The organism is Desertivirga xinjiangensis (genome assembly GCF_024436435.1).
Lineage (GTDB): Bacteria > Bacteroidota > Bacteroidia > Sphingobacteriales > Sphingobacteriaceae > Desertivirga > Desertivirga xinjiangensis.
Genome location: NZ_JAFMZP010000008.1, coordinates 14,139 through 34,225 on the forward strand (window position 1 = coordinate 14,139; position 20,087 = coordinate 34,225).

Here is a 20,087-nt window from a genome sequence, read left to right on the forward strand (position 1 = left end):
CTAAAAACGTGGTAGCATTTTGGTAGCGGTTATTCATTTTACCAAACAAAAGAGGGAGATCTGAGATGTTTCTCAGTTCATAATATGCCTTTAAACGCACCTAAAAGCGCAATAAAAAAGCAGGTGATGGGCACCTGCTCAAACTAACCAATTATAAACCTAAATTAAACGAAAGGAGCTGTAGGGGAAGGAATCGAACCTTCAAGGAGTGGTTAAGCCGTTGCCGGTTTTCCCAAGTTCTCCGCCACCGAGACAAGGAGGTGTGTCTGCCTGTTTCACCACCCTACAGTTTGTAAGCTTTTGCTATGTCATATGTTTGTTGCAATTGCTTAATACAAATTTAAAACATATTGCATATTCGTTGCAAATATTCTAAGAATATATTTTAATTTTTATAAAATTTTTATTTACTTCGTATCTGTATTACTATCTTTCAAAAATCCAATGGAAAAAAAAGGCGCAAATTTAGAAATTGACAATCTGGACATGCAAATCCTTTCATTATTGATGGAAGATGCCACAATACCCTATACCGAAATCGCAAAACGATTGATCGTATCGGGAGGCACCATCCACGTCCGAATGAAGAAGATGCAGGATCTTGGAATTATCAAAGGCTCCAATCTGCTTATTGATGCGCAGAAAATAGGTTATGATGTTTGTGCTTATTTAGGCATTTACCTTGAAAAAGGATCAACCTATAAGGATGCCGTAGAAAAATTAAGAAAAGTAAAGGAGATAGTAGAGCTGCATTATACTACCGGTGCCTGGAGTATGTTTGCAAAAATTATCTGCCGCGATACTAATCATCTAAGATTGGTGTTGAACGATTATATACAATCGGTAGAAGGCATACAACGTACAGAAACTTTTATCTCATTGGAAGAGAGTATTAAACGCCAGATCAGTCTGGATACATAAGCTGTTATCCTGTTTAATACTGGGATCATAAAAAAGCCGGTTTTGATACTCAAAACCGGCTTTTTTATGGAAGATTAATGTTCTTAATCTTCTTATTTTTCTACGTATAATACGCTTTTCACAGCTTTAACCACACGCTCTGCATTTGGTAATGCTTCTTTGATCAAGGTTGGAGCATATGGAAGTGGCACGTCGGCAGATACTACGCGGATCACAGGTGCATCTAAATAGTCGAACGCGTCTTTTTGTACTTTGAAAGCAATTTCTGTAGCAATTGAACCAAGTGGCCATGCTTCTTCTACTACTACCAAACGGTTTGTCTTTTTAACGGAATTAATGATGGTATCGTAATCGATAGGACGTACAGTACGTAAATCGATCACTTCTGCATTGATTCCTTCTTTGGTTAATTCTTCTACTGCCGGATTGACTACTCTTGAAAGCATCTTGCCAAAAGTAACAATGGTCACATCAGTTCCTTCTTTTACCACGTTGGCTTTTCCGATCTCGATGTAATATTCTTCTTCTGGTACTTCACCTTTATCACCGTACATTACTTCTGATTCCATGAAGATAACCGGATCTGGATCAATAATAGATTGTTTTAACAGGCCCTTAGCCTCGTAAGGAGTGGAAGGAACCACTACTTTAAGTCCAGGGCAGTTTGCATACCAGTTTTCGAAGTTCTGAGAGTGCTGAGCTCCTAGCTGACCTGCATTACCAGTTGGGCCACGGAACACGATAGGCACAGAGAACTGTCCGCCGCTCATAGAGTAAATTTTGGCAGCAGCGTTAATAACCTGGTCAATAGCAACAAGGGAAAAGTTGAAGGTCATGAACTCTACAACTGGTCTTAGGCCATTCATTGCAGCGCCGGTAGCGATACCTGCAAAACCAAGTTCAGCAATTGGAGTGTCAATTACACGCTTCGCTCCAAATTCGTCAAGCATTCCCTGGGTTACTTTGTAAGCGCCGTTGTATTCAGCTACTTCTTCACCCATGACAAAGATCTTTTCGTCTTTACGCATTTCTTCGTTTAATGCTTCACGAAGCGCTTCTCTGAACTGTATTTCTCTCATTTTATGTATAAATCAATATTTTGGAACGCAAATATAAGGCAGTATTATATCAAATCCAACCAATGTAAGGTACCCAGTGAATATAATTTGTGTCGCTGGGGTAATATTTTGAATATTTTCGGATTTCTCTTAATTTTTTAAGCCTGCCTTGTGTTGTGTGTGAAGGGCAGGGTGAAATGGAAGGTTGAACCTTTTCCTGTCTGGCTTTCCACCCACATCTTTCCTTTGTGACGAAGAACTATCTCATTAGAAATGTACAAGCCTATGCCCAATCCTGATATGCTCGAAGGCAGATCATTAGATCTGAAAAACCTCGAAAATATCTGTCCCATTTGATCCTCGGGAATGCCAAGGCCGAAATCCTGGATACTTACGGTGACGGCATCATCAGAAGCTGCCATGTTTACCAGCACCTCATTGGCATGTGGAGAGTATTTTATCGCATTGGTCAGGAGATTTATCAACACCTGCTCTATTCTCTGACGGTCGCCTGTAATCTCAGTTGCTGTCTTGCTCTGGATTTTTATCGTATGCGTTTTTGATGTTGGCTGAACACTATCAACGGTTTCTTCAATCAATTCGGCCATGTTAAAAGGCTTGGTGTTAAGCTGTAATTTCCCCGCTTGAATTTTTGAAATATCCAGGAGATCGGCAACCAGTGAGTTGAGTTTGCTGGCGTGTTTTAACGTTTTTGCGACAAAGCTCTTATGCTGCAGGTCGCTCAATTTACGGTCAAGCAATTGTAAATTGGCATAAATACTGGTTAATGGTGTTTTCAGCTCGTGGCTGGCTATACCAATAAATTCGTCTTTGTAATTATTTAGTTTTTCTAATTGTTCTGTGGACCTTTTTAATTGTCTTAGGATCTCGTTTTGTTGGGTGATATCGCGGGCGATCTTGGATGCACCTACAATGTTTCCTTTCTTATCTTTTACTGGCGATACAGATAAAGATAACTCAATTTCCTTTCTGTCTTTGGTAATCCGTGTGGTTTTGAAATGATCTACTCGTTCGCCCTTTCTTATTTTACCGATAATTATCTTTTCCTCGTCCAGCAAAGCTTCAGGTATCAGCATGGTGATCGGCTGTCCAATGGCTTCGCTTTCGGTATAGCCAAATATTCGTTCGGCACCTTTATTCCAGCTAGTGATTATACCATCCAGGTTTTTACTGATAATGGCGTCGTCAGAAGAATCTACGATAGCAGCTAGAGTCGCCTGCTTGTGCTCGAGGATACGTTGTTCCGTGATGTTCCTGGCGATCTTGGAACAGCCGATGATTTCTCCACGGTGATTTTTTATAGGAGATATAGAAAGCGAAAGGATCAGTTCTGTTCCATCTTTCCGGCGTCTTCTGGTTTCAAAATGATCCAGCTTCTGGCCGGCTTTAATTTGGTCGATTATGATCTGCTCTTCTCCGCGACGTGACTCAGGAATAATGGTGCTGATATGTTTTCCGATGATCTCCCTCTCGGTATAGCCAAATATCCTTTCGGCCCCCTTGTTCCAGCTGGAGATGATGCCGTCCAGGTTTTTGCTGATGATGGCGTCCTCTGATGAATCCACAATAGACGCAAGGATTGCCTGCTTGATGTCAGAACTATACTGCTGCGAGATGTCCCGGGCTATTTTTGACGCGCCGATAATCTCCCCTTTGGCATTTTTTATAGGTGAAACGGTTAAAGAAACCATCAATTCCTTTCCGTCTTTGCTTAGTCTTATGGTTTCGAAATGTTCTACTTTTTCGCCTGCTTTAATCCTTTCCAGGATCATCAATTCTTCTGCCAGTCGCGACGGAGGGATCAAAACCGTGATCGATTTATTTAATATTTCAGCTTCGTTGTATCCGAATATGGTTTCAGCTCCTTTATTCCAGCTGGTAATGAAACCGTCGAGGGTTTTGCTGATAATGGCATCATCAGAGGAGTCTACTATAGCGGCGAGCATCCCCTGTTTATCTTCAAGCACTCTTTTCCAGGTAATATCCTGAAGCACTTCGCTAATCCCTGCAATTTCTCCCTCATCGTTCAGAACCGGTAAGAGCGATAAGATGATATGCAGCCTGTTGCCAAATTTGTCAAGACGTTCAGTATAGTAGCTGTTTATAGAAATGCCGCTTTTTATCAGCTTGGTGATCTGCTGCTCTTCCGCGCGTTTCTCATCCGGGATTATTAAAGATATATTTTTGCCGCTTACTTCTGCGTGTGAATAACCGAACAGCTGTTCTGCATTGGCATCCCAACTTGTAATAATATCATTTAAGTCCTTCGTGATGACAGCATCACAGGTTGAATTAACAAAGGACGTTGATGATAGATATGAGATATCCCCAGATTTAGTCTTTTCCATTAAGTGTAGTATAATGACTCCGTTAATCAATCAGAGTCCCCTTTCAACTCTCAGGTTTGATATATTACCTTCTTATTGTATTAACTTATTTGTATTAGTTGTAAAAGGTATAAACGGAATTGGGGCAAAAATGTTTCAATGTGTAAGTTTTTCCCGAAGCTTGTAAAGCCGCTGGCGTGTTGAGAGCGCGCGCACACTTAAGTTTTCTTGAATGCTCTTATCTGAATAAATCTTATCTTTGGCGCCATGATCAAATCCATGACAGGTTACGGTATTGCAGCTAATGATTTTGCCAATACTAAATATACCGTAGAGATCAAATCCCTGAACAGTAAGTTTCTTGAACTTGCGCTAAAGCTTCCAAAGGCGTTTTCAGATAAAGAATTGATCCTTCGTAATGAATGCAGTAAGCAAATTGAACGAGGAAAAGTGAATATCGCGTTCACTATCGAATATTCTGAAAACGAAAAAAAGGCTGCTTCTATCAATGCGGGTCTCTTAAAGCTTTATTATACACAGCTGAAAGATACGGCAAATGAATTGGGTGATCCTGGTTCGAATCTTTTACAATTAGCACTGAACTTTCCTGAAGTGATTCAGTTCGACGAGGATGTGGTTTCTGAAGAAGAGTGGAAACAATTGCGTAAAACTTTTGACGATGCGATGGTTAGCTTTCAGAGGTTCAGGAGTGACGAAGGAAATATACTGGAGCAGGACCTTATACTACGGGTAGGTAATATTCTTAGCGCTCTTAAACAGGTTGAAGTGCTCGAACCTAAGCGTATTCCGGCTATCCGGGAACGTATAAGCCAGATGCTGAACGAATATGTTGGCAAGGATAACATTGATCAGAACCGCTTTGAGCAGGAGCTTATTTTTTATATTGATAAGCTTGACATTACGGAGGAAAAGATACGCTTGAAGAGCCATTGTGATTATTTCCTGGAAGCCCTTAAATCGCCTGATGCTAATGGGAAAAAGTTATCCTTTATTTCGCAGGAGATTGGCCGTGAAGTAAATACCATGGGATCGAAAGCGAATGATGCCTCCATACAACAGGTAGTGGTCGGCATGAAGGAAGAGCTTGAAAAGATTAAAGAACAGCTGTTAAACGTTTTATAATAAAAGCCTGCGGGCAAGAACACACATATCATATGACCCAAGGCAAACTTGTTATTTTTTCGGCTCCTTCGGGAGCTGGCAAAACAACTATAGTGCATTATCTTTTATCGCGTATCCCTGAGCTGGAATTTTCTGTGTCAGCTACAACCAGGGAAAGCCGTGGTTCGGAAGAAAATAATAAAGATTATTACTTCATAAGTAAAGAGGAGTTTTTGCATAAGGTTGCAAAGCATGAATTTGTGGAGTTCGAGGAGGTGTATTCGGGTACTTTTTATGGTACGCTGCGGTCGGAGATACAACGTATCTGGGATTCGGGTAAACATGTGGTGTTTGATATTGATGTGGAAGGTGGCCTGCGTTTACGTAAAAAGTTTGAAGACGATGCTTTGGCTATCTTTGTTCAGCCTCCTTCTCTGGAAGTACTGATTCAGCGTTTGGGATCAAGAGGTACTGACAGCGAAGAGAAATTAAAGGAGCGTATCGGTAAGGCTGGAAAAGAGCTTACTTATGCAGATCGCTTTGATATTATTTTACCAAACAACGATCTTACAACGGCTTGCGAGGAGGCTGAGAGGATTGTAAGGGAATTTTTGTTCGGGAAGTAATTAAAGAGACTAATTAAGAATATTAAGACTGGAGAATATGCGTATCGGTCTTTTTTTTGGTTCGTTTAATCCTATTCATATCGGGCATTTAATCATCGCCAACTATATGGCCAATTATACGGATCTGCAAAGTGTATGGCTGGTAATCTCCCCCCATAACCCTCTGAAGAACAAAACAAGTCTCGTTAATATGTACGACCGGTCGGAAATGGCGAGGTTAGCTACAAACAGTGCTGAGAAGCTTAAGGTGAGTGATGTGGAGTTTAAACTTCCCCAACCTTCATACACGGTGGATACCCTGGCATATTTGAAGGAGAAATACCCGGAGCATCAGTTCACACTGATCATGGGTGCCGACAATCTTGCTTCCCTGAAAAAATGGAAGAACTACGAAGTCATTCTTCGTGATTATAAGATTGCGGTTTATCCCCGTCCTGGCTTTGACGGCCTGGAGCTGGCTTCGCACCCTTCGGTAACGATCACTAAAACTCCTAATATGGAAATCTCGTCTACCTTCATCCGTAATGCAATTAAGGAAGGAAAGAGCGTGCAATATTTTGTGCCTGATGAGGTCCTGGAATTTATTGACAGTAAAAATTTATACAGGTAATGAGCAACGAAAAAACTATCCTGAAGTTGAAGCTTCCTACCGATCCGAAGTGGGTTAAGAACGTTGTAGAAAGCAATATTGAAGAGATCCTGACCGATCACGCTTTTTGTGAACAAAAGGCTGCCAGTAATGCTATTACGCTGATTGTCCAAAATCCGAACTTGTCAGACCTGGTGCAGGAAATGGCTGCCCTGGTCCAGGAGGAAATGGATCATTTTAAACGGGTGCACGATATTATCCTGGAACGGGGATATGTACTTGGAAGGGAACGTAAGGATGATTATGTAAATGAGCTGGCGAAGTTTATTATTCGAGGCGGCGGCCGGCAGGCTCAGCTGATCGACAGGCTGCTTTTCTCGGCAATGATCGAAGCTAGGAGCTGCGAGCGTTTTAAGGTTCTTTCTGATAATATTAATGATGAGAAGCTGGCGGTATTTTATCATGAACTGATGGTAAGTGAGGCTACGCATTATTCGATGTTCATCAAGCTTGCAAAAAAATATGGAGAAGGGATAGATGTTGATAAGCGCTGGGAAGAATTTTTAGCGTACGAAGCGGAGGTTATTCAGAATTACGGGAAAAAGGAGACGATTCACGGGTAGAAGGAAGGGCGTGATTGAGCTTGTTTGTTAAGCACACGCGGCACCGCGTGCGCTAGCAAGGAGGGGCGTCACCCTGAACTTGTTTCAGTGGCTCTTGAACTATGTTTAACTCAAGAGGTCCTGAAACAAGTTCAGGATGACGAAGGGGCAAAGTTCAGCATGTGACGAAGGGGCAAAGTTCAGGATGACGATGGGGCAAAGTTCCGTTTGGACGAAGTGACAATGTTCGGTTCAATGAAGACAACAAGTTTACCGCCAGCCTACGGTTTCTTTGAGGTAGGTGTCCAGCATATCAATAACAACAGCATCATTAAGATAGCCAATATGGAGGTCGGGTCTGACAATTAGAGCCCGTCTTTGTTTCTTGCTTATTTCGAAAGCGTCAAGTACATGTTGATTCCTGTCCGAAGGAGGTAGATAGTAGAAGTTCAGATCGAATGGATAGGTTTGTTTGATCCATTTGGCCAGAAGAAAGAGATCCCGTTCATTTAAGTGACCAATTACCAGTAGGGTAAAACCTACTCCAGAGCACCAGCTATGCAAGTCGGTTTCCTCGTTAAGTTTCTCGTCAAACAACTTCAGATATGGCAGGCGGTCGCCGGCTCTTACAAGTTTTGATTGGCTATGATGGACAGACAAGCCTGCTGAACGGTAATTCTGTGCTGCCTGGGAAATAAACCTGAGGGTTTTTTCGTGAATATGTTTTTGTGATCCTGCGTCCCCGAGGATCGCAGATGCAAAATACCTTCGAATGTTCCGGCTGAACCAGTTGCTGGAAAAATAGGTATTGAATACCCTGTCGGCGGTTTTAGAAATTTGCCGGGCTATTGGCCTCCGCTCCTGGTGGTAAGTTTTAAGAATCTTGCTTGAATATCTTTCTTTTATTACTCCTGCCAGCTTCCAGGCCAGGTTTGCGGCATCCTGTAGGCCGGCATTCATTCCCTGACCACCTATGGGGGTATGCACATGGGCTGCATCACCGATCAGGAAACAACGCTGGATACTGAAATTCTCCGCGGTTTTACGCCTGACCGGATATGTGGAAAACCAAGTGCATTGCTCGTTTTGTACTGAAACTCCCAAAGTAAAAGTCAGATATGGTTTAAGATCGGCAAAAGAAAGATCATCGTTTTTCCTGAGGGCTGCAGGTACCATGCCAGTGCATCGTAGCGAGTTACTCTGCATTGGGTAACACGCTGCAAATCCCTGATCACCCGAAAAGAAGTGTATGGCTTCTTTGCCTGAATCCAGGTTAACCTGAATATCTGCTGCATAGTACCGGTGTTCATCTTTGGCTGCCGAAAAAGATACAGGTAGAGTACTAGCAACTTTACTGTGGGCCCCATCGGCTGCAATCAACCAGTCGCATTGGATAGTTTGTTCATGATCATTACGTTTTACATTGGTAGTAACGTTTTCATCAGTCAGGCTTAGATCGAGAAGCTCCGTATTCCAGTAAATGGGGCAGGTATTGATAGTGAGGTAATCAATTAACAGCCTTTCGGTTTTGTATTGTTCCAAAACCAGCATATACGGAAAGTGGCTTTTTTGCTCTCCTGAAGAGCTAAGCTCCAGGGTCGAAACCTCGTTTGCTGAATGGTTAAGCTCATTATGGAGCTGGATCTGGCTAATGACGTTTCCCTGCACTATGGCACTCTGATCTAATCCCATTTGCCTGAAGATCTCCAATGTTCTGGCCTGGACCGTCAGTGCTTTGGAGCTTTGTGAAGGTCGTGTTTTGCGGTCAATGATCAGTGGATGCACGCCGTTCCTGAGCAACTGCGCTGCCATCATCAGGCCGGAGGGACCGGCACCAACGATCAGAACAGAACATTGCCCAGGGATTAAGCTCATTTATATATTAGAAATATGGCTGGTTTTTTATGGAAATCAACCTTCAGTTTCCTCCATTGTTCTACAGGTTTGGATATGATCTGCTCGTCTTCCGCTGTGATGTTCACTGCTACACAGAGTTGGGTTTTGGAACTGCAGCTGCGTAAAAGCTCTTCAAGTATTTGGTTGTTCCGAAAAGGAGTTTCAATAAATATCTGGGTCTGGTTATGGCGTTCTGCAAGGTTTTCGAGTTCTTTGATCCTTTTAGAGCGCTGAACTTTATCGATAGGGAGATAGCCATGGAAGGTAAAGCTCTGGCCGCTGAAACCGGAGGCCATCAGGGCAAGCAAGATCGAACTTGGGCCTACCATGGGCACCACTTTTATACCCCGGCGATGCGCTTCGGAAACTATCTCTGACCCGGGGTCGGCCACTGCGGGACAACCGGCTTCACTCATTAATCCGACATCCTGTCCTGCTTCAAGCTCCGTGAAATAGGTGCTTATGTCCGTTTTTTCGGAATGCTTGCCATAGGTATGGAGCAAGAGCTCGCTTTGCGGGATCTTTAAATGCATTTGCTTTAACCAATAACGGGCGGTCTTTTCATTCTCAACAATATAAGTGCTGATATTGTTAATCAAGTCCTGCTGGTATACTGTGAGCACTTTATCTGCTGAGCTTTCAGCCAGGGGTACCGGAATTAAAAAAAGAGATCCTTTAGGCATTATTGCAAATTTGGTCTTTTTTCTGTATTTATTGTATTTTAATAAGGAGGAATTCTATGAAGTCATTAAGTGTGAATTGGTTTATAGAGGGATCTGTTGATTTTGAACGAAAGAAGTATCAGTTATTGGCTTATTTGCAGCAGATAAATCAACACTTTAATAAAACTAAGCTTTACCCTGATCTCAACGATCTGATCTTCCACTATAATAATCTTTTAAAGTTTAAAGAGAACAAGGCGGCTTTGCAGCAGGCATTTCCTGAACGACTTACCAATGCCGACCTGGAGGCTCTCAAATTGACCTATGATAAAATGGTAAAGGATGATTCGCTGATGCAACAGATAGAGCATATCATCAGTTATTCCATACGAAAAATGGACCCAGCCATTAAAGAAGGAAAGGAAATCTATGACTTTGTGGAAAGCCGGATCAGAATAGAGGCTATCGGGGTTATTCCCTTATACCCGTATCACGGTTATCTGCTTTTAAGGAACGGTGACGAGAAAGTAACCAAGGTTTATGAATATCAGGTAACTATTTTTGAAGGGAAGGATGAAAAGTACAGGGGGATCAATACTTCGTTTGTAACGAGCTTTGAACGTAATTTCATTTACACGCCTGAAGCCATCAGGAAAGAATTGATCCATAAAAGGAGGGAGGTCCCTAATCCTGCTGTATATCATGTGGAAACTGATATTACTTTTCCTTTTGAACAAACCTTGCTGCCGCTTGCCAAACGGAGTTTGGTAAAGCATATATCAACTGCGGCGTAGTGTAAAGAGAGCGTGTCCGGAAAGGGTGTCCTGAAATTCGGGTCCTTCGTAATTGACGCGAGCTCGGTTACTTCGTCATCCTGAACTTGATTCAGGACCTCTTGCTTAAGCAGGTACAAGAGGTGCCGAAATAAATTCGGCATGACGATCAGCCTGGTAAGGACGGCCTTTGGACACCCCTTTATGATTATTAAATATTTGTCTTTTACTCAATTCGCTGGCTAGCGCACGCGTGCCGCGTGTGCTAAGAAACTGTCTTTATACTCAATTCCTTCAATTGCTCTTCTGATATGGTAGAAGGGGAGTCGATCATGACGTCGCGTCCTGAATTATTTTTAGGGAAGGCGATCACATCACGTATGGAATCTAATCCTGCAAAAATCGATACCAGGCGGTCAAAGCCAAAGGCAATACCCCCGTGTGGTGGCGCTCCGAACTCGAAAGCGTCCAGCAGGAAGCCAAATTGCTTTTGTGCTTCTTCTTCCGTAAAGCCAAGGTGTTTGAACATCAAGGATTGCAACGCGCGGTCATGGATACGGATGGAACCTCCGCCGATCTCTGTTCCGTTAATTACCAGGTCATAGGCATTAGCTCGTACTTCTCCTGGTTTCGTATCTAGCAAAGCGATGTCTTCTGGTTTCGGAGACGTGAAAGGATGGTGCATAGCATGGTAACGTCCACTTTCTTCATCCCATTCCAGCAGTGGGAAGTCGATAACCCATAATGGAGCGAATTGATTTTTATCGCGTAAGCCTAAACGTGAACCCATTTCGAGGCGAAGCTCGTTCAATTGCTTACGGGCTTTGTCGGCAGCACCGGCCATAACCAGGATAAGATCACCTGGTTCAGCATTGAATGCTGCAGCCCAGGCTTTCAGCTGCTCTTCGCCGTAAAATTTATCGACAGATGATTTAAGGGAACCATCTGCGTTGCAACGAAGGTAAACAAGGCCTGTCGCGCCAATTTGTGGTCGCTTAACAAAGTCTGTTAACTCGTCTAATTGTTTTCTTGTGTATTCAGCACAACCTTTGGCATTGATGCCGACAACCAGTTCGGCGTTATCGAATACCGGGAATCCGGCACCTTTCAATACGTCGTTTAGTTCTACGAACTCCATTCCAAAGCGAGTGTCAGGTTTATCTGAACCGTATAAACGCATCGCATCTGCATACACCATTCTTGGAACTTCGTTCAGGTCAATCCCTTTAACGGATTTGAACAAGCTGCGTATTAAGCCTTCGAACAAGTTTAGGATGTCTTCCTGCTCGATGAAAGCCATCTCGCAGTCGATCTGCGTAAACTCCGGCTGGCGGTCGGCACGAAGATCCTCATCACGGAAACATTTCACGATTTGAAAATACCGGTCGAAACCAGATACCATCAGGAGTTGTTTAAACGTTTGAGGCGACTGCGGCAAAGCGTAAAACTCGCCCGGATTCATGCGGCTTGGTACCACAAAGTCCCTTGCACCTTCCGGTGTAGATTTGATGAGTACAGGAGTTTCTACCTCCAGGAAGTTCTGACTGTCGAGGTATTTCCTGATTTCCTGTGCCATTTTATGACGAAGTACAAGGTTGTTCCTAACGGGATTACGGCGAAGGTCGAGATAACGGTATTTCATCCTTAGATCTTCACCTCCGTCCGTTTCATCTTCGATAAGGAAAGGAGGTAATTTGGCCGAATTCAGGATCTCGAGGGAAGATACCTTTATTTCGATATCCCCGGTAGGTATTTTCGCGTTTTTATTAGAACGCTCAACAACCTTACCCTGAACTTTAATTACATATTCGCGTGCTAATTTGCGTGCCTGGTCGCCAATTACAGCATCTTCTTCCATGTTAAAAACAAGTTGAGTGATGCCGTAACGGTCGCGTACATCAATAAACGTCATTCCGCCCAGATCGCGTGATTTTTGAACCCACCCTGCCAGGGTGACTTCTTTTCCTAAATCACTGATGTTTAATTCGCCGCAGGTATGTGTCCTATGCATAAAATTGAGGTTAGAGGTGCAAAAGTATATTTTTTGCGTTTACCAAAGGTATTTAAGGACGAAAAAAATACTTTTGCAGGCTCATCTGGTAGTTCAAAAATAAAAACCTTTATTTCCTGGTCATCCTGAACTTGTTTCAGGACCGCTTGCCTTAGCCGGTTTTCTATGGAAAGTTCAAGAGATGCCGAAATACTTCGGCATGACGATACGCATAAAGAGATGTGCCTAAGAGAATGGAATCCGCTTCAAAGATGCTGGCTTCAAGAAGGCTCCGGCTTACTTTACCTCTACCTCTCCCTCAAACACAAACTTTGCAGGTCCTTCCAGAAAGATATTGCTGAAGCGTTCACCGTCATAGTCAAAACGGATGTTCAGGTTGCCACCTAATACTTTAACCGGGATATTAATTGTTCCGGTTTGGTTACGCTTTTTTGCCATCGCGAGAGCGACTGCGGTAACGCCGGTGCCACAGGCAAAAGTTTCATCTTCTACGCCGCGTTCGTACGTGCGAACAAATAAATGATCATCGAATGTTTCTACAAAGTTGATATTGATCCCGTCTTTTGCGTAGGTGTTGTTATAGCGGATTGCTCTGCCTTCTGTAAAAACGTTTTTATTTTTAAGATCCTTGGCTTCTATTACATAATGAGGTGAGCCCGTATTCAATACGCAAGCATCTCCATCTTCAGATACAGAATTTACATCGATCATTTGAAGACTTACCCAGTTATCTGAAATTTTGGCATAATGCGGCCCGTCTACTGCCAAAAAATTAGTTTCATCGCTGATGATCTTCAGATCTCTGGCAAAAGCTACAATGCAGCGGCCTCCGTTGCCGCACATGCTGCTTGGCTGCCCGTCGGAGTTATAATATACCATTTCAAAGTCGAAGCCATCTTTCTGCTGGAGGAACATCATTCCATCTCCTCCGATGCCGAAACGACGATCGCATAAGGAAGCGATTAGCTTGGGTTGATGATGATCTATACTTAAATCCCTGTTATCTAACAGGATAAAGTCATTTCCGGCTCCCTGGTATTTAAAAAAATGTATTTTCATTTCGATGTGCAAGATTACGAATTGTGGAAGGAATTTTGTTGATCTTTTAACAGATTTTGCTAATATTGACCGGTTTCTGACCGGATCTTGAAATAAATTAAATTTGTTTTAACAATTTTTAACACAAAACGGTGTACATGAAAATTGCAAAATCCGTTTTACTGGTATTAAATTTGAATTGAAATCAACACGAGGAAAATAATATGAAAAAAATAGGAATAACTCTATTAACTGCATTTGTTGGTGGTGCTATCGCGGTAGGCGGGTATAAGCTTATCGAGAACCAGTACACCGGCAATATGTCTCTTGAGGAGCGGCAGAAAGTTTATTTTGCAAATAACCCTGTGTCTGTTTCATCAGCAGGGGATGTAGACTTTGTTCAGGCAGCGGCAGTGGTAACACCTGCGGTTGTTCATATACAAACAACTTATAGTAGTAATAACGCGTCCCGCGGACAAAGTGGTGATCCTTTCGAGGATATGTTCCGCGACTTTATGACGCCAAGGAACAGGCCGAGACAGCCTCAGATGGCGTCCGGTTCTGGCGTAATTGTGACCGATGATGGTTATATCGTTACCAACAACCACGTGGTTGAAAATGCCAGCAAGATTGAGATCATCATGACAGACAATCGTTCTTATGAGGCTAAGATCGTTGGACGCGACCCTAACACTGACCTTGCATTGGTTAAGGTAAATGCTACCGGCCTGCCAGTTGTTAAAATAGGTAACTCTGATAATGTGCAGGTTGGCGAGTGGGTACTCGCAGTAGGATACCCTTTTACCTTGAATTCAACGGTTACTGCTGGTATTGTAAGTGCTAAAGGAAGAAGTATCGGAATTCTTGGCGGTCAGGAGGAGGATAGCAGATATAGGAATCCCGATCAACCGCGTGTCAATACAGCTATTGAGTCGTTTATTCAAACTGACGCAGCCATCAACCGCGGCAACAGCGGCGGTGCTTTGGTGAATACCCGTGGTGAACTTATCGGTATTAACGCTGCAATAGCCTCTCAGAGTGGTAGCTATGAAGGTTACGGTTTTGCAATCCCGGTGAACCTTGCCAAAAAGATTATGGACGACTTTATCAAATATGGTTCTGTTAAACGTGGTTTTGTAGGCGTAACTTTTGAAGAGCTTAATGCAAGTTCTGCCAAAGAGAAAGGCTTAAAACGTATCAACGGTCTATATGTGAATTCGGTAGTTAGTGGCGGTGGCGCTGCGGCGGCAGGCATTAAAGAGGGCGATGTGTTGACTAAAGTTGACGGTAATAAGATCATGTCATCTGCAGATCTTCAGGAGCGTGTTGCAAGGTTAAGGCCTGGCGATAAGGTACAGCTTACTTATGAACGTGGCGGTTCAGAAAAAACGGCTACGGTGACATTGAAAGGCGAAGAGACTGTGAAGAATGCCAGTACAGTATCGTCTAAGGCGATCGTGGATAAACTTGGAGCAAGTTTCACGCCAGTTACAAACGCTCAAAAACAACGCTTTGGAATTAGTTCCGGACTGGTAGTATCGAATATCAAGGCCGGTGGCTTGTTAGCTAATTATGATATCCCTAATGGCACGATCATCACAAGTATAAATGCGAGGGCTGTCTCCAAAGTTGATGATCTTAGAGAAGCCTTAGGTGATTCGAAAAATAACTCTATCCGTTTGGAAGGTGTTGCTCCAGACGGTATGAAGTTCCGCGTGATCTTTCCAATCAGCGAATAATCGCTCTCCAGGTCATCCTGAATTGTTTCAGGACCTCTTGATCTAAGCAGGTTTGTTACCTGGTCAAGAGATGCCGAAATAAATTCGGCATGACGAGAGATGTATAGAAAAATCGCCTTTCGTTTTAAATAAGCGAAAGGCTTTTTTATTTTTGCAGCATGTGGGCTACGAAGAGTTTAGAATGGGAGTTTAAGGGGCAGCATCTGGTTTTCTTACCGCAGAAAGCTATGTTCTGGAAGGAGGAGAGAACTCTTGTGGTAGCTGATCTTCATATTGGAAAGGTAGGGCACTTCAGAAAAGCAGGCATCGCTATTCCAAAATTGATGGAACAGGAAGAGCTTAGCGTGCTGTCTGATCTTGTTCATGAACATAAGCCCCAAAGGATAATTTTTCTTGGCGACCTCTTTCATAGCGATCATAATAATGATTGGAACTGGCTAGTGCTTTGGAGAGAGCAGTTTCCGGCCATTGAAATGGTTCTGGTGAAAGGAAATCATGATATTTTGCATGAAAGCTATTATGCAGAAGCCGGCTTTGTAATTTTTGAGACATTTGCAACATGTACTTTCCTGTTTGTTCATGAACCTCTTAAAAGTGCGAGCCTGATAAATGAAAAAAAGTATGTTATTAGCGGACATATTCATCCTGGTGTCAAGCTCAGAGGATTAGGACGCCAGTCTTTAACAGTTTCTTGTTTTTATTTCGGAGAAAAGCAGGCAGTTTTACCTGCATTCGGCAAATTTACCGGCAATTTTTGTGTAGAAGCGGAGAAAAGTTCAAGGGTTTTCGGCGTGTTGAGCGAAAAGGTGGTGCTTTTATAAATATTGTCTTTTTCTTTCGACAGGTTTGGCCTGAAAACTCCCTTTCAGTATTATTTTGGCAATAAAATAAGTGGCTTTTAGAACGTTTCTAAATAAGTTTATTTTTTTGTCAGCGCATTGCAGCTTTACATATATTCGGCCTAATTAAATACTTTTGTATTCCAAAAATTAACAAAATCAATCAGAAGGTAATGAGCAGTTTTACAAAAGCTTTCTCGTCCACATTGGGGAAGAAATTGATTATGGGCTTAACAGGGCTTTTTTTAGCGCTATTCCTGGTAGTCCATCTTATCGGTAACTTACAATTGTTTAAGGACGATGGCGGCAAGGCATTCAATGAGTACTCTTATTTCATGACTCATTTCATGCCCATCAAGATTATTTCGTATTTATTGTACGCGTCAATAGTTTTACATGCGGTGTACGCATTGATCCTGACACTAGGCAACAAAAAAGCACGTACTGTTGGTTACGCACAGTATAACGGCGCTGCTAACAGTACATGGAGTTCAAGGAACATGGGAATTCTTGGAACTATCCTCTTAATCTTTATCGTGATCCATATGAAGACTTTCTGGGCTGAATATCACTGGGGTGGTTTACCTTATATTAAATATGAGACTAACCTTAGCGACGCCAGCGATGTGAAAGTTACTCCGCTTCCTTATGAAGGGAAACAACTGGTTCATTCACAATATGTGGATACTCAAAACGGGACTGAAGTTGTAGTGGCAAAGGATCTTTATAAGATTGTAAACGAAGCTTTCAGCCAGCCCTGGTATGTTGCTTTATACGTTTTATCTATGATCGCTATGGGTTTTCACTTGTATCATGGTTTCCAGAGTGGTTTCCAGACACTGGGTTTTGACCATAGTAAATACAAACCATTAATAGATTTTCTGGGCCTTTGGGTTTTCAGTATTATCATTCCGGCCTTGTTTGCTGCAATGCCACTGTACTTTTTATTTAAATAAAATTATCACCCAGTAAGGGAGTACAAAAAAGATTCAAAAGATGATTTTAGATTCTAAAATACCGGAAGGCCCTTTAGCCGAAAAGTGGTCGAAACATAAATTTAACTTAAAGCTGGTTAACCCCGCTAATAAGAGAAAATACACCGTTATTGTAATAGGTAGCGGCCTGGCTGGCTCCTCTGCTGCGGCATCACTTGCCGAGCTGGGTTACAACGTAAAGGTTTTCTGTTTCCAGGACAGCCCGCGTCGTGCTCACTCCATTGCAGCTCAGGGCGGTATTAATGCCGCCAAGAACTACCGTAATGACGGAGACAGCGTTTATCGTTTATTCTATGATACCATCAAAGGAGGTGACTACCGGGCACGGGAGGCAAACGTTCATCGTTTGGCTGAAGAGTCGGTAAATATTATCGACCAGTGTGTGGCTCAGGGTGTTCCTTTTGCCCGCGAATACGGAGGTCTTCTTGATAACCGTTCATTCGGTGGATCACAGGTATCCCGTACATTTTACGCACGCGGACAAACAGGACAGCAATTATTATTGGGTGCATACTCTGCTTTAAATCGCCAGATAAATGCAGGAACTGTTAAGATGTACAACAGGCATGAAATGCTTGATGTGGTGGTAGTTGACGGTAAGGCTCAAGGTGTAATTACCCGTAACCTGATTTCTGGAGAAATTGAATCGCACGCAGGTCATGCTGTATTGCTTTGTACCGGTGGATATGGAAACGTGTTCTACCTTTCTACAAATGCAATGGGTAGTAATACCACCGCTATCTGGCGCGCACATAAAAAAGGTGCTTTCTTTGGTAACCCATGCTACACGCAAATTCACCCTACCTGTATTCCGGTAAGTGGTGATCACCAGTCGAAGCTTACATTGATGTCTGAATCACTTCGTAACGACGGACGTGTTTGGGTGCCTAAAACACAGGCCATGGCTGAGCAGATCCGTAAAGGACAGCTGAAAGCAAGTGATGTGAAGGAAGAAGACCGGGATTACTTCTTAGAGCGTAAGTATCCTTCATTCGGTAATCTGGTTCCACGCGATGTGGCATCCCGTAATGCTAAAGAAGCTTTTGATGACGGACGTGGTGTGGGCGGTTCAGGTAAAGCTGTTTACCTTGACTTCTCAGACGCTATCAGACGTTTAGGCAAAGCGGCTATCGAAGCGAAATACGGTAACTTGTTCGATATGTATTATCAGATCACTGATGAAAATCCATACGAACAACCTATGCGTATTTATCCTGCTGTTCACTATACGATGGGTGGGCTTTGGGTTGACTATAACCTGATGACTACGATTCCCGGCTTATATGCCCTGGGAGAATGTAATTTCTCTGATCATGGTGCTAACCGCCTTGGTGCATCTGCATTGATGCAGGGATTAGCTGATGGCTATTTTGTAATTCCATATACACTTGGCGATTACCTTGCAGGTATTGGTCCAAAACCAGTAGATACCACTCACCCGGCGTTTGCTGAAGCGAAGAAAGGGGTTGAAGATAGGATCAACAAGCTATTATCTCTAAAAGGAACCAAAACGGTTGATGAATACCACCGTGAGCTTGGAAACATCATGTGGGAATATTGCGGTATGGCTCGTAACGAGGAAGGTCTGACAAAAGCCATTGGATTGATCCAGGATCTGAAAAAAGACTTCTGGCAAAATGCCATTGTTCTGGGTGCTAACGAGGAGTTGAATATGTCACTCGAAAAAGCCAACCGTGTAGCCGACTTTATCGAGCTTGGTGAACTGATGGTTCGTGATGCCCTGCATAGAAGAGAATCTTGCGGCGGTCACTTCCGTGAAGAAAGTCAAACTGAAGAAGGCGAGGCTTTACGGAATGATGACGAATTTGCCTACGTAGCGGCATGGCAGTTTGTCGGTGAAGATCAGCCGGAACAATTGCACAAAGAGGCACTGGTTTACGAAAACGTAAAATTAACACAACGTAGTTATAAGTAGAAGAATACTAGATACGGGATATCATTCTCCGGATTGATATCTCAGATCTCAAATCTAAATAAGATGAGCAGCGGAAACATGAATCTAACCCTGAAAGTTTGGAGGCAAAAAAATGCCAGCGACAAGGGTGAATTTGTTACATACAAAGCAGATAGTATCTCTCCGGATATGTCTTTCCTGGAAATGCTTGATGTAGTAAACGAACGTTTAACTAAAAAAGGACAAGACCCTATTCACTTTGATCACGATTGCCGTGAAGGAATTTGCGGGATGTGTTCATTATATATCAATGGCCGTCCGCACGGGCCCAAGCGTGCCATTACCACTTGCCAGCTGCATATGCGCAGCTTTAAAGATGGTGAGACTATTACAATCGAGCCATGGCGTGCAACTGCCTTTCCGGTGATCAAGGATCTGGCAGTTGACCGTTCTGCATTCGACAGGATCCAGCAGGCTGGTGGTTATGTATCTGTAAACACCGGTGGTGTGCCTGATGCTAACGAAATTCCTATTCCAAAAGTTATAGCGGATGAGGCCTTCAATTCGGCAACCTGTATCCAGTGCGGTGCTTGCGTTGCGGCTTGTAAAAATGCGTCTGCATCTTTATTTGTATCAGCTAAGATCTCCCAGCTTGCATTGTTGCCTCAGGGACAGCCTGAACGCTACCGCAGAGCCCAGGCGATGGTAGCTCAGATGGATGCTGAAGGTTTTGGTAGCTGTACCAATACAGGTGCATGCGAGATTGAATGTCCAAAGGAAATTTCTTTAACAAATATCAACAGAATGCGCCGTGATTATTTCGGTGCTAAGTTTTTTAAAGAAGAAGAAATTAATTAATTTTGCTTTACGAGGCAAGGTGGATAAAAGAGCCCTGGTACAGAAATGTGTCAGGGCTCTTGTGCGTAAAGAGAGCCGGCGGACAGGCTGTGTCA

The 20,087-nt window shown here is 43.0% G+C and carries 17 protein-coding genes and 1 tRNA gene; 11 read left to right on the plus strand and 7 right to left on the minus strand.

Annotated features, from left to right (window positions below):
* Nucleotides 1–178: 178 nt before the first annotated feature.
* A tRNA-Asp gene (locus J3P37_RS17615) sits at nt 179–288 on the minus strand.
* A 156-nt stretch (nt 289–444) separates the two neighbouring features.
* Between J3P37_RS17615 and J3P37_RS17620 the strand changes: the two genes are divergently transcribed.
* Complete coding sequence (locus J3P37_RS17620) at nt 445–921, plus strand: Lrp/AsnC ligand binding domain-containing protein (RefSeq protein WP_256012677.1); 477 nt, start codon at nt 445–447, stop codon at nt 919–921.
* Between the two features lie 92 nt (nt 922–1,013).
* Here the strand turns inward: J3P37_RS17620 and J3P37_RS17625 are convergent, their stop codons facing one another.
* Nucleotides 1,014–2,000, minus strand: a complete 987-nt coding sequence (locus J3P37_RS17625) for a pyruvate dehydrogenase complex E1 component subunit beta (protein WP_256012678.1) — start codon at nt 1,998–2,000, stop codon at nt 1,014–1,016.
* A gap of 137 nt (nt 2,001–2,137) precedes the next feature.
* Nucleotides 2,138–4,348, minus strand: a complete 2,211-nt coding sequence (locus tag J3P37_RS17630) for a PAS domain-containing sensor histidine kinase (protein WP_256012679.1) — start codon at nt 4,346–4,348, stop codon at nt 2,138–2,140.
* 246 nt (nt 4,349–4,594) lie between these two features.
* On the opposite strand from J3P37_RS17630, the gene J3P37_RS17635 reads away from it, so the two are divergent.
* From J3P37_RS17635 to J3P37_RS17650, 4 genes are read left to right on the plus strand one after another with little or no spacing between them, the layout of a single operon-like run.
* Complete coding sequence (locus tag J3P37_RS17635; protein ID WP_256012680.1) at nt 4,595–5,470, plus strand: YicC/YloC family endoribonuclease; 876 nt, start codon at nt 4,595–4,597, stop codon at nt 5,468–5,470.
* A gap of 32 nt (nt 5,471–5,502) precedes the next feature.
* Complete coding sequence (gmk, locus tag J3P37_RS17640; protein WP_256012681.1) at nt 5,503–6,075, plus strand: guanylate kinase; 573 nt, start codon at nt 5,503–5,505, stop codon at nt 6,073–6,075.
* 37 nt (nt 6,076–6,112) lie between these two features.
* Nucleotides 6,113–6,685 carry a nicotinate (nicotinamide) nucleotide adenylyltransferase gene (gene nadD / locus J3P37_RS17645; protein WP_256012682.1) on the plus strand — a complete coding sequence of 191 codons (573 nt, stop codon included), beginning with the start codon at nt 6,113–6,115 and terminating at the stop codon, nt 6,683–6,685.
* Entirely contained in the window at nt 6,685–7,287 is a 603-nt protein-coding gene (locus J3P37_RS17650; protein WP_256012683.1) for a MiaE family protein, read from the plus strand. Before nadD ends, J3P37_RS17650 begins: the two co-directional genes overlap by 1 nt.
* 249 nt (nt 7,288–7,536) lie before the next feature.
* Here the strand turns inward: J3P37_RS17650 and J3P37_RS17655 are convergent, their stop codons facing one another.
* Both J3P37_RS17655 and J3P37_RS17660 read right to left on the minus strand, forming a co-directional pair.
* Nucleotides 7,537–9,141 (minus strand): FAD-dependent monooxygenase, encoded by a 1,605-nt coding sequence (locus J3P37_RS17655; RefSeq protein WP_256012684.1) that lies wholly within the window; start codon nt 9,139–9,141, stop codon nt 7,537–7,539.
* Nucleotides 9,138–9,845, minus strand: a complete 708-nt coding sequence (locus J3P37_RS17660; RefSeq protein WP_256012685.1) for an SAM-dependent methyltransferase — start codon at nt 9,843–9,845, stop codon at nt 9,138–9,140. The genes J3P37_RS17655 and J3P37_RS17660 overlap by 4 nt, the downstream gene beginning before the upstream one ends.
* Nucleotides 9,846–9,901: 56 nt before the next feature.
* Between J3P37_RS17660 and J3P37_RS17665 the strand changes: the two genes are divergently transcribed.
* Nucleotides 9,902–10,618: a hypothetical protein gene (locus J3P37_RS17665; protein WP_256012686.1), complete on the plus strand. Its 717-nt coding sequence runs from the start codon at nt 9,902–9,904 to the stop codon at nt 10,616–10,618.
* Between the two features lie 244 nt (nt 10,619–10,862).
* Here the strand turns inward: J3P37_RS17665 and aspS are convergent, their stop codons facing one another.
* Nucleotides 10,863–12,608, minus strand: coding sequence for an aspartate--tRNA ligase (gene aspS / locus J3P37_RS17670; RefSeq protein WP_256012687.1), 1,746 nt, complete (start codon nt 12,606–12,608; stop codon nt 10,863–10,865).
* Between the two features lie 276 nt (nt 12,609–12,884).
* Complete coding sequence (gene dapF / locus J3P37_RS17675; RefSeq protein ID WP_256012688.1) at nt 12,885–13,667, minus strand: diaminopimelate epimerase; 783 nt, start codon at nt 13,665–13,667, stop codon at nt 12,885–12,887.
* A gap of 203 nt (nt 13,668–13,870) precedes the next feature.
* Here dapF and J3P37_RS17680 point away from each other — a divergent pair, with 203 nt between their 5' ends.
* The 5 genes from J3P37_RS17680 (at nt 13,871) to J3P37_RS17700 (ending at nt 19,992) form a co-directional block, all read left to right on the plus strand.
* Nucleotides 13,871–15,385 carry a Do family serine endopeptidase gene (locus J3P37_RS17680; RefSeq protein ID WP_256012689.1) on the plus strand — a complete coding sequence of 505 codons (1,515 nt, stop codon included), beginning with the start codon at nt 13,871–13,873 and terminating at the stop codon, nt 15,383–15,385.
* Nucleotides 15,386–15,543: 158 nt separating this feature from the next.
* Nucleotides 15,544–16,206, plus strand: a complete 663-nt coding sequence (gene pdeM / locus J3P37_RS17685; protein ID WP_256012690.1) for a ligase-associated DNA damage response endonuclease PdeM — start codon at nt 15,544–15,546, stop codon at nt 16,204–16,206.
* 191 nt (nt 16,207–16,397) lie between these two features.
* On the plus strand, nt 16,398–17,180 hold the full coding sequence (locus J3P37_RS17690; RefSeq protein ID WP_256012691.1) for a succinate dehydrogenase cytochrome b subunit: 783 nt from the start codon (nt 16,398–16,400) through the stop codon (nt 17,178–17,180).
* Nucleotides 17,181–17,220: 40 nt separating this feature from the next.
* Nucleotides 17,221–19,155 (plus strand): fumarate reductase/succinate dehydrogenase flavoprotein subunit, encoded by a 1,935-nt coding sequence (locus tag J3P37_RS17695; protein WP_256012692.1) that lies wholly within the window; start codon nt 17,221–17,223, stop codon nt 19,153–19,155.
* A 63-nt stretch (nt 19,156–19,218) separates the two neighbouring features.
* A complete protein-coding gene (locus J3P37_RS17700) occupies nt 19,219–19,992 on the plus strand; it encodes a succinate dehydrogenase/fumarate reductase iron-sulfur subunit (RefSeq protein ID WP_256012693.1) in 774 nt (257 codons plus the stop codon).
* Nucleotides 19,993–20,087: the final 95 nt, after the last annotated feature.